The sequence below is a fragment of the Streptococcus pseudopneumoniae genome (assembly GCF_038148935.1).
Classification (GTDB): domain Bacteria; phylum Bacillota; class Bacilli; order Lactobacillales; family Streptococcaceae; genus Streptococcus; species Streptococcus pseudopneumoniae_U.
The window spans coordinates 1-15,159 of sequence record NZ_JBBJZX010000004.1; the positions used below are offsets into that span (position 1 = coordinate 1).

Below are 15,159 nucleotides of genomic sequence, written 5' to 3' on the forward strand. Positions count from 1 at the left end.
TGACGAAGTCAGTCACATATATACGGCAAGGCGAAGCTGACGTGGTTTGAAGAGATTTTCGAAGAGTATCAACTATCGAAAACAAATTAAAAAACTCCCTTTTCCTCAAAATAATAGTATAATAGAGGTAGAATTTAGAATCGAGGTACACCTATGGCTGTAAAATTTACAAAACGAGACGACTTGGATAAGATGTTTGAAGAGTTTGCGAAACTCCCAGATTTGAAACAAGTCACTTTCCCTGATGACAAAGAGAAAAAAGCCAAAACAGAAAAGAAAAACTAGATGACTGCTTTCCAAGAACTCCCATCTAGTGTACTTCAAACTGGGGCCATTTTTCTCTCCATTATCATTGAAGCCCTTCCCTTCGTTCTGATAGGAAGCATTGTCTCAGGGCTGATTGAGGTTTATATCACACCTGACAAGGTTTATCATTTTCTCCCTCGAAATCGTTGGGGGAGAATCTTTTTTGGCACCTTCGTCGGGATACTTTTCCCTTCTTGTGAATGTGGAATCGTCCCCATTATCAATCGTTTTCTGGAAAAAAAGGTTCCCAGTTACACGGCCGTTCCCTTTCTTGTGACAGCACCTGTTATCAATCCCATTGTTCTCTTTGCGACCTATTCTGCCTTTGGCAACTCCTTCCATATCGCCCTGTTACGAGCTCTGGGTTCCATTCTTGTGGCTGTGATACTTGGGATTTTTCTAGGATTTTTCTGGCAAGAACCGATTCAAAAAGAAAATCGTCTGGCCTGTCATGAGCATGATTTTTCTCACTTAAGCCCTGCAAAAAAGGTTTTTCAGGTCTTTGTGCAAGCAATTGATGAATTTTTTGATACGGGGCGTTATTTGGTATTTGGCTGTCTCTTTGCCTCAATAATACAGGTCTACGTTCCAACTCGGATTCTGACCTCTATCAGTGCAACCCCTATTTTTGCCATCCTGCTCTTGATGATTTTGGCCTTTCTTCTCTCTCTCTGCAGTGAGGCGGATGCCTTTATCGGTTCTTCTCTTCTCTCAAGTTTCGGATTGGCACCAGTTATGGCCTTTCTGGTGATTGGCCCAATGCTGGATATCAAAAATATTCTCATGATGAAAAATTACTTGAAAGCACGATTTATCAGTCACTTCATAACGATTGTAACTCTTGTCGTCTTAGTCTATTCTCTCTTGATTGGAGTCATCCCATGATTCGATTTTTAGTTTTAGCTGGCTATTTTGAACTGACTATTTACCTCCATTTGTCAGGCAAATTAAACCAGTACATCAACATGCACTATTCCTATCTGGCCTATATCTCCATGGTGCTTTCCTTTATCTTGGCAATTGTTCAATTGTATATCTGGATGAAGCAAGTCAAAACCCACAGTCATCTGAACAGCCGATTGGCCAAGATGACGAGTATTTCTCTTCTGGCTATTCCACTTGTCATCGGCTTAACTTTCCCAACTGTTAGCTTGGATTCTCAGACCGTTTCTGCTAAAGGTTATCATTTCCCCCTATCGGAAGGAACGGATCTGGCCATTCAGACAAGTGAAGGGACGACAAGCCAATATTTGAAACCAGATACCAGTTCTTATTTTTCAAAATCAGCCTATGAAAAGGAAATGCGAACGGCGGCGGATAAATACTTGTCCCAAGATAGCATTAACATTACTAACGAAAACTATATGGAAGTCATGGAAGCTATCTACGACTATCCAGATGAGTTTGAGGGCAAGACAATCCAGTTCACTGGCTTTGTCTATAACGACCCCAGTCATTCTAATAGCCAATTTCTGTTCCGCTTCGGCATTATTCACTGTATCGCGGATTCAGGTGTCTATGGATTACTGACCAAGGGCAATACCCGTCAATATGAAAATAATACCTGGATAACAGCCAAAGGAAAACTGGTTAATCACTACCATAAAGAACTCAAACAAAACCTCCCAACCTTGGAAATCGACAGCTTTACCAAAGTCGATAAACCAGAAAACCCCTATGTGTATCGAGCTTTTTAAGAAAAATAAGACAAAACGAACAAGTTCTCTTCTGAATGACAGAAAAAGAGCCTGTTCGTTTTTTGTTGAGTCTAGGTAGACTTTTATCCTATATTAATTATCACTATATCATAGAGAATAAGCGAGCCACTCATTAATCATACTAGCGATTTCTTTAGGTGCTTGAGTATAAAGCTCATGGCCAAAGTTTTCTAAAAAAATAGTCTCAAAATAGTCTGGCAATTCTTTTAGGGATTCCTCTCTCCATGTAGCTTCATTAGAATAGCAAGAACTGATAAACAAGGTATCTCCCACTTCTCTCTTAAAAGCTTGTATCTTCCTCCGTAGGCGGAGTATCGCTTCTATATTTTCATAATTTATAACTAACTCATATCTATTATACTGCGCATTCCAGTGATAGGACTGTCTTACAGCTTCCTCCATATTTTCTGACCAATACTTTGCTTCGGATTTTTCTTTAGAAATAAGAACATCTAAGTCCGAAACAACTTGATATTCAATATAGTTTTTAGTTTCCTCTAACTCTGTATCTAAAGGCAAAATCTTATCTAAATCTAGATAGCCACCATCCAAAAGAATTAGTTTTTTCACTTCATAAAATTCCGATGCAAGATAACGAGCCAAATCTCCTCCAAGAGAATGGCCTATCAGACAAATAGATTCTTCATCTACAATCTCATTTTTAAACCATGATTTCAATTCTGTTTCATCTCGAAGATGCTTTTCATATGGATCTAGAAAATAAATCTGCGAATTTAGTTCTTGAAAAAAATCCTTGCTATGATAGACATTGCTTCCCAAACCGCCAATAAAAAATGTCTTCATTCAGTTACTTAATACTATGCTTATTCATCTTTTGTTCAAAGATAGTCGTGATAATTTGACGCAACTCTTCGCGTTCTTTTTCTGGAATTTCACCACTTGTTTGAGCTGCAACGTAGAGTTCAGGGTGTTCAATTGAAATGCGTTTAATCGTACGTGTTGTAGCATGTTTTCTGACGAAAAATGGGATTCGCTTAATCAAGTCTTGTGGGACTAGTGCAAGAATCTTCTCAGCAGTTTCCTTGTCACTAATCTTAGACGTCGTCAGCCCATTCTTAATCATTTCCTGTTCTTTTTCTGTAAAATCTTTTAATTCCATCTGATTGATCCTCCTATTTTCTCTACCTTAAATTATATATCAATCTGGATAAAACTACAAATGGACTGTCTGGAAATAGGTGCAATACTGTAAAGAAGATTCTGTTCTTTAATTATAAATCTTCCTCCTCAGTCACTTCCCATACTTCTGATTGATAGCCTTCCCCATCAATATCGTATCTTTGAATATAACCTATAAATCTTTCATTTTTTCCTGGTTTTCGACTGTTAATTATCGTACTCACCCATATACCTATCAAGAATAAACATAAAATGCCTAATACTATATCCATGTTAGATTACCTCTAGATATTAACCCACTTATCATTATCCATGATAAAAGGCTGAGCCAGTCCCTCGCCTGTATAATTCGCATACTTGGTGCCTAAATACTTGTAACAATCTTCCTTGCTGGCAAATTTAATCGCTTGGTAGGGCTCTTCGAAAGTCAATTTCTCTACAAATAAGAAGCCATCATCAGCAGGCACTAAGACGCCAACGTGGCCTACAAACAGATACTCACCATCCAGATTGTCGTGCAAGACTACAGACAGCATTCGAGCTTTGTCGTTAAATTGAAACTGGGAGAAGAATGTTTCCATCTTTTCAGCGTGAACATTGACATCTGTAGTTGCTTCAGTTGGAACTCTCGAAAATAGAATATCAAACTCTTCCTTATCTTGTGAATCAAAGACCTTTCCCTTATCAATCGCATCGTTATCTAGGAAAAGCATTTGATCATTCTTATCAAGTTTTGGAATGGTGACCGAATTTTTCAAAAGACAATAACTATTGATACGGCAGTTGGTTCCAACAAAATCGCCCTTCTTTTGATTCCAAAGGTTGCTAATTTTTTCAACATCGTATTCTGTATGAGTAAAGGAAGTGAAATCTCCTGATAAGCCAGTTGACCCTACAATGGTATTGTAATCATTAACGAGATTAAAAAAGGCATCAACACTATTTGGATCCAAGTGAGCTGATAAGAGAGATTTGACCTCTTCTGTACTTACCTGATTGTTTAGGTTGGTGTATGAAGCTTTCCATGGAACTTTCGTTGAACTACTTTGCCTTTGACTCGTCCTATCAGAAGTAGTATTTTGTTGTTGACAAGCAGCCAAGCCTAAAAACAAGGCAGAACAGATTCCTAGTGTAGCTAATTTTCTTGATTTCTTCATCTTTTTCTCCTAAATGTCTTGGATTAAAGTTTCTTTAACTACTGCTTTACAGATATTGATTACTTTCTCATTTAATGTGTTCATCGTCTTTCTCTCTGATTTGTTTTTTTGTTATTTCCTTAAACTTGATTTAATTATAGTAGGCGTTTCGTGCTCTGTCAACAAATTTTTTACGAAAACACAACAAAGTTTTCATTTTCTTGGATTTCGTGTGATGCTTTACTTATAAAAACAGAAAGCGATTTCATTCGTGGATAAAGAAGAGATTGCAATTGTTAGAGGCTAAAAATAAAACAATATAGACTAGTAAATAGTTGGACTCAATAAAAATTGGGTACTAAGATAGGTATAAATAAAAATGCCATTGGAAATTATGAAAAAAGGGTTAGGTCTACTAAGAAAAATACTATATTTGACTTAGCTAAAGTATTCAGTAGCTTGATTGATGCCCTCTTTCCTCCAGTTCAAAAGGATTCTCCTAGCGATATCCAATCTATCTACGACCAACGGACACCACCCAGACAAGGTGAAGTCCTGACCTATGCCGAGAGGCAACTGTATGAGCAGAAAAACGAAGAAGAAACGAAGATAAACGAAGTATCATAAAAATCATCAAACTGGACGACTACAGACAGACTACTTACTCTCGTTTTAGGTAGTTTATCTCTGCAGGTAGCCGCTTGATGCAGGATTAGGTAGTTTATCTCTGCAGGTAGCCGCTTGATGCAGGATGACGATTTAGATATGGAGTTTCCATTCTATGAGAATGAAATCCCAGACGACTACGACGCAATCGCTTATGTCGTCAGCAAGTCCATGGATCCAAAGATAAGAAACGGTGACTACCTATTTATCAAGAATCCCCCATAGATTGACTATAATACCATCGGCATCTTCCAAGTAGACGGTGCTAACTATATCAAGAAACTCCGCCAAGGCTATCTCAAAAAAACTCAATCCCGAATACCTCGACGTCCACCTAGACGAAAGCAACCATATTCGTACCATCGGGAAAGTTGTCAAGCTGTATAGGGAGAATTAAAAAAGGGAGAGAATGGCGATATAAAACAAACAGATTTTAAAGAATTCAAAAAACTTTGAAAAAGTTCATTCTACATTTCAAAAAAAGAATAAGTGACCTAAAGCAGATTAGATTTTGTTAAACAATAGTGATATGTAAATTTAGAGAAAGTCATTTAAGATCACTTTGTAAAAGGCAAATACTAAACTAGCGAAACCGATAAATCAGCCCCTTAGTTCCCATATTTTCAGGCACACACTCCTTAGTACACTAGCTGAGAAGAATATCCCATTAAAAGCTATAATGGTTAGAGTGAAACACAAAGACGCTAAAACAATAAATAACATCTACACTCACGTAAGTAAAAGAATGGAGCAAGCTGCTTTGGAGGTTTTAAATACCATATCATTAAATCGAAAATATATCAGATCGAATCTAGACAAGTAGATTGCGATTGCTAAAACATTTATAGAAATTCATTTGACTTTCCTAATTAATTTGTGCATATCTTATTTCATACTCAATGAAAATCAAAGAGCAAACTAGGAAGCTAGCCGCAGGTTGCTCAAAACATGGTTTTGAGGTTGTAGATGAAACTGACGAAGTCAGTAACCATACCTACGGCAAGGCGACGCTGACGTGATTTGAAGAGTATCAATCCATTATGAAAGTTTTGCCTCTTTCTTAACCTCTATACAAAAAAAGCCTATCACACAAGCTCTAAAGCTGGATATGATAGGTTTTTATATCTTTCTTAACGTACTGTGCGGATACGCATTGTGTTTGTGCGAACAGCTTCTCCTACTGGTACACCAGCAACGATAACGATATCATCGCCTGACTCAACAAGACCTGCTTCTACCGCTTTACGTTCAGCGATTTCGAACATATCGTCAGTTGAAGATGGAGCATCTGTCAACATTGGGATAACACCCCAGTTCAACATCAAGCCACGTTCTGTCAATTCATCAAATGTCAATGCCAAGATGTCAGCATTTGGACGGTATTTAGAAATCAAACGTGCAGTGTGACCTGTCTTAGTAAGAGTTACAACCAATTTAATGTCCATTGAGTTAGTAGCATCTTTAACAGCTGAAGCCATTACTTCTGTCTTAGAGTTACGCTCAAATGAATCTGAATCCAAACGTCCGTATTCATTAAGAAGAGTTTGAGCGTTCTTGTCGATTGTAGCCATTGTAGTTACTGACTCGAGTGGGTATTTACCGTTTGCAGACTCGCCTGATAGCATTGTAGCGTCAGTACCGTCGATAACAGCGTTGAATACGTCTGATACTTCTGAACGAGTTGCACGTGGTTTTTCAGTCATTGTTTCAAGCATGTTTGTTGCAGTGATAACAACTTTACCTGCAGCATTGACTTTCTTGATAATCATTTTTTGGTAAACTGGAACCATTTCGAATGGTACTTCGATACCCATGTCACCACGAGCGATCATGATACCATCAGCTGCTTCAATGATTTCATCCAAGTTATCGATACCTTGTTGGTTTTCGATTTTAGCGAACAATTGAACGTGTCCGTTTCCAGTTTCTTCACAGATTGCACGAACTTCGTTCACATCTTTTGCAGTACGTACAAATGAAATCGCGATGAAGTTGATACCTTGTTCAAGACCAAAACGGATATCGTCGTTATCACGTTCAGCAAGAGCTGGGAAAGGAATTTTAGTGTTAGGGATGTTCACACCTTTTTGTTTAGCAATTACGCCATCGTTTTCAACTTCAACTTCAAACTCACGAGTTGCGTCATCTTTAGCAACCACACGAAGACCAAGTTTACCATCGTCAACCAACACTTGACGACCAACTTCAACATCATCATAGATATCAAGAGCACCAGCAACGTTCAATGCAATCACTTCACGAGTTGATTTGATTCCTTGTTTAGTTGCAACACGGATTTTTTCACCAGTTTTGTATGAATATTCTTTAGCTTCACCTTCGAACAATTCTGTACGGATTTCAGGTCCTTTTGTATCAAGAAGGAAACCAACTTTTTTACCTGCAAGTTTTTCAGCAAGTTTAACAGTTGCCATACGCTCACCTTGTTCTTGGTGGTCACCGTGTGAGAAGTTGAAACGGAATGTGTTAGCACCAGCTTCAATCAATTTAGCAATGTTTTTAGCTGAAGCTTCAACATCAAGTTTTTCACCCCAGTATCCGTCATCACCGAATTTTTTACCACCACGGATTTCTACCGCAGGACCCAAAGTTGCAACGATTTTTACACGTTTGTTCATGATTTTTTGTGACTCCTTTATATATATGACCTTTTGGTCTTATTAACTAAATTATGAATTATGACAAGCAATTGTTCAATTGTGACAGGTCAAGATCAGCTTTGTGTGGATTATTTACAATAATCTTACCGTCTGCTGCCAAACTAAATAATGCTCCTTCTTCTGCAGTACCAAGAATTGGATTTTCAACCATTTTTTCGTTACGAATACCTACCGCAACACCACCGATACCTTTTTTAAGAAGTTTAACGGCATGGGCACCCATACGTGACGCCAATACACGGTCACGCGCAGTTGGAGAACCACCACGTTGAATATGTCCAAGTTCTGTCACACGAAGATCGGTCGTATCTCCAGCTTCTTTTAGTTTTTGAGCAAATTCATCTGCTGACATAACCCCCTCTGCCAAAACGATGATATTGTGTCTTTTACCACATTCATAGCCAGCTTTGATACTTGCTACGATATCTTCAATTTTGAAGTCTTCTTCAGGGATGATAATTTCATCAGCACCAGTTGCGATACCAGCCCAAAGAGCGATATCACCAGCGTTACGCCCCATAACTTCGATGACAAAAGTACGACGGTGACTTAATGATGTATCACGAATCTTATCGATAGCGTCCATAGCAGTCGTAACCGCTGTGTCAAAACCGATTGTGAAGTCAGTACCAACGATATCGTTATCAATTGTACCTGGAAGACCGATAGCTGGGAAACCATGCTCAGTCAAACGCATAGCACCGTGGTAAGATCCGTCACCACCGATAACAACTACACCTTCAATGCCGTGTTTTTTCAATTGCTCAATCCCTTTAAGTTGCCCTTCAAGTTGAGCGAACTCTGGGTAACGAGCTGAGTGAAGGAAGGTACCACCACGAGAAATGATGTTTCCTACTGAAGCCGCATTTAAGGGATGAATTTCACCGGCAACCATACCAGCATATCCGTCATAGATACCAAACACTTCCATTCCTTCTGAAATTGCTTGACGAACAACTGCACGGATAGCAGCGTTCATACCAGGGGCGTCTCCACCACTAGTTAAAACAGCAATACGTTTCATATTGGTTTATGCTCCTTTTTCTTTTAACATTCTTCTTGATTATACCACATTTGATTTTAAAATTCTTCTATTTTCCGTATTTTTAGCGATAAATCGTTTTCATAGCGATTTCATTCAATTTCTCCTCTAATTCATTGGATTTAGCTACAAAATGATGAGGGGAAACGATTGTTTTCTGTTCCTCTTCATACCTGATGATGACTGGGATTGGACCTTTATACTGGTCTAAAATACGTGAAATTTCTTGATCCGATTTATGATTTTTCACCTGTATCCAAAAGCGTTCAGCAACTGCTTCTCTTATTTCTTGTGCAATCATTTGCAGACGACCATCACGTGACTGGATTTTCCCTTTTATATAGTAGAAAGCTCCCTCTTTTATTTCCTGCCCAACCTGACGATATAAGTCTGAAAAGAGGGTAACATCCAATTTTTTCTTACTATCATCTACCTGTAAGAAAGCCATATTTTCACCCTTTTTGGTACGAATTACTTTTATTTTCTGAACTTCAACCAAAATAATAGCGTAGCTATTTTCTGATAAATTTCCGATTGGGGTAATCGGGTAAATAGCCTTATTTGCGATAGTTTGTAGTGGATGTTTGCTGACACCTATCCCTAAAAGCTCTTGTTCCATATAGAATTTTTCTTGCTCTGTCCAATCTTCCGATTCCTGCCAGCTATAAGTTGTATCCCCAAACAAGCTTCCTAACTCTTTCACAAATTCAAATAGATTAACTAAATTATTGAATACTTTTTGACGATTTTTTTCAAATGAATCGAAAAGACCAACTTTTACCAAAGGTTCTAGCAGAGGAAGTTTCAGATAATTCTCAGGTAGTTTAGCTACAAAATCTTCAATGTTAGAATAAGGTCTATTTTCAAGAATCCAAAGTGCCAAATCATTGCTTACTCCCTTAATCGATTTCAAACCTAGATAGATGGACTTGTTGGCAATTTTATCGTGATAAGGAATGGTGTTGATGGACAGAGGCGCTACTTCAAATCCTGCTTCTAAGGCATCTATTAAGTAATCACTGTTGGCAGAATTCAACATGACCTGATAAAAAATGGCTGGATAATGCGTTTTGAAATAAGCCAACTGGAAGGCCAAGGCTGAGTAGGCATAGGCGTGTGACCTGTTAAAACCATAACCTGCAAACTTCTCCATGACATCAAAGACCTGCTCTGCCTTTTCCGCAGTATGTCCAGCTTCTAATGAACCTTGAATAAAAGAAGCCCTCATCTCATGCATGGCAGAGGCATCCTTTTTCCCCATAGCTCGGCGCAAAATATCGGCTTTCCCAAGACTAAATCCAGCAAATCGCTGGGCAACCTGCATAACCTGCTCCTGATAGAGCATAATTCCGTAGGTTGGAGCCAAAATATCCTCCAGTACTGGATCCAGAACAGTCACTTCTTCCTGCCCATGCTTTCTTGCCACAAAATTATTGATGTAGTCACTAGCACCTGGCCGATTTAGGGAAGTAGTCGCTACGACATCTTCAAAACAAACTGGTTGTACACGTTTTAGCAGGCGAATGGCACCAGGTTGCTCAAATTGAAAGATACCTTTTGTATTGCCAGAGGCAAATAAAGCTAACGTCTCTTTGTCTTCCAAATCTATTTCTTCAATTTTAAGGTGAATATCTTCTGTTTCAGCAAGTAATTCTTGCATCTTCTGGACAAAGGTCAAATTTCGTAGTCCCAGAAAGTCCATCTTCAAAAGTCCGCTAGCCTCAACTCCATGAGCATCATACTGAGTCAGTGGAATTTCGTCTCCATGCTTTAGAGGGATGTAATTGGTCAAATCTTGGTCACTGATTACAACACCAGCCGCATGGACAGAAGTTTGTCTTGGATAGCCCTCAATCTTGCAAGCAATTTCAAAGGCTTTTTGGTATTCTAACTTACTATTGATTTGCTGACGAAACTGGAGATTGCCCTCATAGGCCGACTTAAGATTGTCCCGAAAACTGATTTTCTTGGTAATTGCAGATAATTCATACTCGGGCACACCATAGCGTTTCAAAACATCTCGCAAGGCCTGCTTGGCGCCAAAGGTAGAAAAAGTAACGATTTGCGCCGCATGTTTACTACCGTATTTATTGCCAACATACCTGATAAAATCTGGACGATAAATATCAGGAATATCAATATCAATATCAGGCATGGTATAGCGTTCACGATTGAGGAAACGTTCAAAAATCAGATTTTTCTCTACTGGGTCAATTCCTGTAATGTCCAAGGCATAGGAAACCAAGCTACCAACTGCGGAACCCCGTCCCATGCCCATATAATAACCATTCAAGCGTCCAAAACGCAGCAAATCCCAGACAACCAAGAAATAATCATCAAAACCCATATCATGAATAACAGCCAATTCTTGGTCTAGTCGATCTTGATATTCTTTACTAGACAATCCCTTCTGGGCAAGCCCAAGCTCAGCACGTTCTCTCAACTCTTCTACTGCTGGTCTAGCTGGGTTAAAACGAGGCAGTTTCAAACTAGTATCCAAATCGTAAGAAATACCTGAAATAAGTTTTTCTAAGTTTTCCAAGGCTTGCGGAAAACGTTCTTGGAACAATTTCTCTAAAGAACTTGCTGATATAAAGACATCTTGTCGTGAGCGCAAGGGAACTTCTCTGAGCGGTAGGTTTTCTTTAATCGCTGTTAATACTTGCAAAACTTCTCTATCCCTGCTTTCAAAGGCATTGACCCGATAAAGGGGTAAGATAGGATGATGAAATTCGCTTGCTGGTGTTTCCGGATAAACCCCTATATAGTAATCACAGCCTAGATTTAGTGATTCAAGCTCTTCAAAATAAGGCACAATGACCGCGATATCCTCCAGGTACTGAGACAGGACTGACCAAGTTTTCTCCCCCTGCATCTTGGCTGTTGAAAGCTTCATCAACTGCTGATAGCCCACACTAGATAGAGCTAAAAAGCGCAAATTCACTTCCTGCTCATCTACAAACACTGTCATTTCAAGCCCTAGCAAAGGATGAATGCCGTATTTTTTTGTAACCTCTAGAAAGTCAAAAGCCCCATAAAGATTGTCAATATCCATCATAGCCAAATGAGTGTAGCCGTATTCTTTAGCTGCTCTCACATACTTTTCAATCGAAATGACGCTTTCCATAAAACTATAGACTGTTTTTGTATCTAGTTGTGCGATCAATTTACACTTCTCCTCTATCCTTCTCACTATATTATACCATTTTCACCTATAAAAGGCTGCTCTTGAGAAAAATTTCATCAGCTTACTAATTTACTTTCTATTCATTTGTATTTTTGTCATTATTTTTTATATTTATACTATATTATATATAAAATAGAAAACATATAATATAAATATCCTAGAATTTTTATATCATAACCTATTATATCTATTGTTACACTGTTCTCTATATTGAATTTAGCACTTTATTCATTTTTATTGGATTATTTCCTTTTGCAGTTAACAATTCCCTTTCTGCTTTTTTTTTGATATAATAACCTTAACTATCATTCTATATGGAGGTTCTATGCGTTTTAATCAATATAGTTATGTCACTTTCTCAAAAGAAAATATCTTATCTGAACTAAAAAAATATGGCTTTGATTTACAAAACACAGCCAATCCCAAGGAATTACTGGAAACTTTTTTACGTCGCTTCTTTTTCACTTATGAGAACACCGACTATCCACTCTCCTGCTTAGCCATAGATAAAGAAACTAACATATTAACTTTTTTCAAATCTGATAAAGACTTGACAGCGGATATTTTTTATACTGTTGCCTTTCAACTCTTAGGCTTTTCTTATTTGATTGACTTCGAAGACAGTGAAGCTTTTCGTAAAGAGACTGGATTTCCTATTGTATACGGTGACTTGATTGAAAATCTCTATCAGTTACTCAATACTCGCACCAAAAAGGGAAATACTCTTATCGACCAACTTGTCAGTGACGTTCTTATTCCTGAGGATAATGACTACCACTACTTTAACGGCAAGAGTTTGGCTACTTTTTCTAGCCATGATGTTATTCGAGAAGTGGTCTACGTTGAGTCTCGTGTCGATACTGACCAAAAAGGACTACCAGACCTAGTCAAGGTCAGCATTATTCGTCCTCGTTATGAGGGGCAAATCCCTGCCATCATGACAGCCAGTCCTTATCATCAGGGAACAAATGACAAGGCTAGTGACAAGGCTCTCTACAAGATGGAGGGCGAGCTTGAGGTTAAACCTGCTCATAAGATTAAACTAGAGGAACCTCAACTCAATCTCGTCCAACCTCAAGGCCAAGCTGAGCTTGTGTCAGAAGCTGAGGAAAAGCTAAGTCACATCAACGCTAGCTATACACTCAACGACTACTTCCTTCCACGAGGTTTTGCTAATCTCTATGTGTCAGGTGTTGGTACCAAAGACTCTACTGGTTTCATGACTAACGGAGACTACCAACAAATCGAAGCTTATAAAAATGTCATCGACTGGCTCAATGGTCGTTGCCGTGCCTTTACCGACCATACGCGCCAGCGTCAAGTCAAGGCTGACTGGTCAAATGGAAAAGTAGCCACAACTGGAATTTCTTATCTAGGTACCATGTCCAATGGTCTGGCGACTACAGGTGTCGATGGTTTAGAAGTCATCATTGCCGAGGCTGGAATTTCTTCATGGTACAACTACTACCGAGAAAACGGTCTGGTGACTAGCCCAGGTGGTTATCCAGGTGAGGACTTTGACTCCCTTGCTGAACTAACCTACTCTCGTAATCTCTTGGCTGGCGACTATATCCGTGGCAATGAAGCTCACCAAGCTGACTTAGAAAAAGTGAAAGCTCAGCTAGACCGAAAAACTGGGGACTATAACCAGTTTTGGCAGGACCGGAACTATTTGCTCAATACCCATAATGTAAAAGCAGAGGTTGTCTTTACTCATGGTTCTCAGGATTGGAATGTCAAACCACTTCATGTTTACCAGATGTTCCATGCTCTTCCTGCACATATCAACAAGCATCTCTTTTTCCATAATGGTGCCCATGTTTACATGAACAATTGGCAATCAATTGACTTCCGTGAATCCATGAATGCCTTATTAACCAAGAAATTATTGGGACAAGAAACAGATTTCAAACTTCCTACTCTTATCTGGCAGGACAATACAACCCCTCAGACTTGGTTATCACTTGATACCTTTGGAGAGCAAGAAAACTTTGAAACCTTCTCACTTGGTCAAGAAGAGAAAGTCATTCAAAACCAGTACTCAGATAAAGATTTTGAGCGTTATGGTAAAACCTACCAGACCTTCAATACGGAACTCTATCAAGGAAAAGCCAATCAGATTACTATTGACCTTCCTGTAATCAAAGATCTTCACTTGAACGGTCGAACTCAACTCAATCTTCGGATCAAATCCAGCACAAATAAGGGACTCTTATCTGCCCAACTGCTAGAACTTGGTCAAAAGAAATACCTACAACCTTATCCTGCTGTTTTAAGTGCTAGAACCATTGATAATGGACGCTACCACATGTTGGAAAATCTCTGTGAATTACCATTTAGGCCAGATGCACAACGAGTCGTGACAAAAGGCTACCTTAATTTACAAAATAGAACTGATCTACTGTTAGTAGAGGATATTACAGCAGATGAATGGATGGATGTGCAATTTGAACTACAACCTACTATTTACAAGTTAAAAGAAGGAGATACTCTTCGTTTAGTCCTCTATACTACTGACTTTGAAATCACCATACGTGACAATACCGACTACCACTTGACTGTCGACCTCACTCAGTCCACGCTTACCATACCTTGCTAAAAGGAGTTACATTATTATGAATAAATCAGAACACCGCCACCAACTCATACGCGCTCTTGTCGCAAAAAACAAGATTCATACACAGGCTGAATTACAGTCCCTTCTTGCTGAGAACGACATTCAAGTGACCCAGGCAACCCTCTCACGCGACATCAAAAATATGAACCTGTCAAAAGTCCGCGAAGAAGATAACGCTTATTATGTTCTTAATAATGGTTCCATCTCAAAATGGGAAAAACGTTTGGAAAACTATATGGAAGATGCCCTCATCATGTTGCGACCTATTCAGCACCAAGTCCTACTCAAAACTCTTCCTGGTCTAGCACAATCGTTCGCTACAATTATTGATGCTCTTGATTTCCAAGATATTATCGCAACCCTTTGTGGTGATGATGTTTGCCTTATCATCTGTGAAGATGCAGATACTGCTCAAAAGTGCTTTGAAGAACTGAAAAAATTTGCCCCACCATTTTTCTTTGAAGAATAATAAATGACTACAACTAACAATTATGCTTTTAAAAAAACTGGTAGAAAGTCTTTAACATCAGAAAACGCATAGTATCAAGTGTTGAAAACCCTTGATACTATGCGTTTTGCTTTATCCTAGGAAGATTTATACTCTTCGAAAATCTCTTCAATCCGCGTCAACGTCGCCTTGCCGTAGGTATGGTTACTGACTTCGTCAGT

At 38.8% G+C, this 15,159-nt stretch carries 15 protein-coding genes; 8 read left to right on the forward strand and 7 right to left on the reverse strand.

Going from position 1 to position 15,159, the window contains the following annotated elements; translation table 11 throughout:
• The first annotated feature begins 153 nt into the window (after positions 1-153).
• From WKI42_RS00890 to WKI42_RS00900, 3 genes are read left to right on the forward strand one after another with little or no spacing between them, the layout of a single operon-like run.
• Positions 154-285: an SPJ_0845 family protein gene (locus tag WKI42_RS00890; protein WP_049511209.1), complete on the forward strand. Its 132-nt coding sequence runs from the start codon at positions 154-156 to the stop codon at positions 283-285.
• A complete protein-coding gene (locus WKI42_RS00895; protein ID WP_368080930.1) occupies positions 286-1,191 on the forward strand; it encodes a permease in 906 nt (301 codons plus the stop codon). It abuts the gene before it with no gap.
• Positions 1,188-2,003, forward strand: a complete 816-nt coding sequence (locus tag WKI42_RS00900; protein WP_368080931.1) for a TIGR03943 family putative permease subunit — start codon at positions 1,188-1,190, stop codon at positions 2,001-2,003. The genes WKI42_RS00895 and WKI42_RS00900 overlap by 4 nt, the downstream gene beginning before the upstream one ends.
• Positions 2,004-2,111: 108 nt before the next feature.
• Here WKI42_RS00900 and WKI42_RS00905 read toward each other — a convergent pair whose 3' ends face one another.
• From WKI42_RS00905 to WKI42_RS00920, 4 genes are all read right to left on the reverse strand, one after another.
• On the reverse strand, positions 2,112-2,828 hold the full coding sequence (locus WKI42_RS00905) for an alpha/beta hydrolase (protein ID WP_368080932.1): 717 nt from the start codon (positions 2,826-2,828) through the stop codon (positions 2,112-2,114).
• 4 nt (positions 2,829-2,832) lie between these two features.
• Positions 2,833-3,144: a hypothetical protein gene (locus tag WKI42_RS00910; protein WP_262081665.1), complete on the reverse strand. Its 312-nt coding sequence runs from the start codon at positions 3,142-3,144 to the stop codon at positions 2,833-2,835.
• Positions 3,145-3,256: 112 nt separating this feature from the next.
• The gene (locus WKI42_RS00915; protein WP_173274428.1) at positions 3,257-3,436 is read right to left on the reverse strand and encodes a hypothetical protein; all 180 of its coding nucleotides are present in this window, start codon (positions 3,434-3,436) and stop codon (positions 3,257-3,259) included.
• 12 nt (positions 3,437-3,448) lie between these two features.
• Entirely contained in the window at positions 3,449-4,321 is an 873-nt protein-coding gene (locus WKI42_RS00920) for a DUF4300 family protein (RefSeq protein ID WP_368080933.1), read from the reverse strand.
• Positions 4,322-4,651: 330 nt separating this feature from the next.
• Here WKI42_RS00920 and WKI42_RS00925 point away from each other — a divergent pair, with 330 nt between their 5' ends.
• The 3 genes from WKI42_RS00925 (at position 4,652) to WKI42_RS00935 (ending at position 5,789) form a co-directional block, all read left to right on the forward strand.
• Positions 4,652-4,927 (forward strand): XRE family transcriptional regulator, encoded by a 276-nt coding sequence (locus WKI42_RS00925; RefSeq protein WP_368080957.1) that lies wholly within the window; start codon positions 4,652-4,654, stop codon positions 4,925-4,927.
• Positions 4,928-5,044: 117 nt separating this feature from the next.
• Positions 5,045-5,191: a S26 family signal peptidase gene (locus tag WKI42_RS00930; protein WP_368080934.1), complete on the forward strand. Its 147-nt coding sequence runs from the start codon at positions 5,045-5,047 to the stop codon at positions 5,189-5,191.
• Positions 5,192-5,561: 370 nt separating this feature from the next.
• Positions 5,562-5,789, forward strand: a complete 228-nt coding sequence (locus tag WKI42_RS00935; protein ID WP_368080956.1) for a tyrosine-type recombinase/integrase — start codon at positions 5,562-5,564, stop codon at positions 5,787-5,789.
• 307 nt (positions 5,790-6,096) lie between these two features.
• On the opposite strand, the gene pyk is transcribed toward WKI42_RS00935, so the two are convergent.
• The 3 genes from pyk to WKI42_RS00950 form a co-directional block, all read right to left on the reverse strand.
• On the reverse strand, positions 6,097-7,602 hold the full coding sequence (gene pyk / locus WKI42_RS00940) for a pyruvate kinase (protein ID WP_050224194.1): 1,506 nt from the start codon (positions 7,600-7,602) through the stop codon (positions 6,097-6,099).
• A 58-nt stretch (positions 7,603-7,660) separates the two neighbouring features.
• Positions 7,661-8,668 carry a 6-phosphofructokinase gene (gene pfkA, locus WKI42_RS00945; RefSeq protein WP_000820871.1) on the reverse strand — a complete coding sequence of 336 codons (1,008 nt, stop codon included), beginning with the start codon at positions 8,666-8,668 and terminating at the stop codon, positions 7,661-7,663.
• Positions 8,669-8,750: 82 nt separating this feature from the next.
• On the reverse strand, positions 8,751-11,852 hold the full coding sequence (locus WKI42_RS00950) for a DNA polymerase III subunit alpha (RefSeq protein WP_368080935.1): 3,102 nt from the start codon (positions 11,850-11,852) through the stop codon (positions 8,751-8,753).
• Between the two features lie 346 nt (positions 11,853-12,198).
• Between WKI42_RS00950 and WKI42_RS00955 the strand changes: the two genes are divergently transcribed.
• Together WKI42_RS00955 and WKI42_RS00960 are read left to right on the forward strand one after the other, a co-directional pair.
• On the forward strand, positions 12,199-14,472 hold the full coding sequence (locus WKI42_RS00955) for a Xaa-Pro dipeptidyl-peptidase (protein WP_368080936.1): 2,274 nt from the start codon (positions 12,199-12,201) through the stop codon (positions 14,470-14,472).
• A 16-nt stretch (positions 14,473-14,488) separates the two neighbouring features.
• Positions 14,489-14,959, forward strand: a complete 471-nt coding sequence (locus tag WKI42_RS00960) for an arginine repressor (protein WP_050241520.1) — start codon at positions 14,489-14,491, stop codon at positions 14,957-14,959.
• Positions 14,960-15,159: the final 200 nt, after the last annotated feature.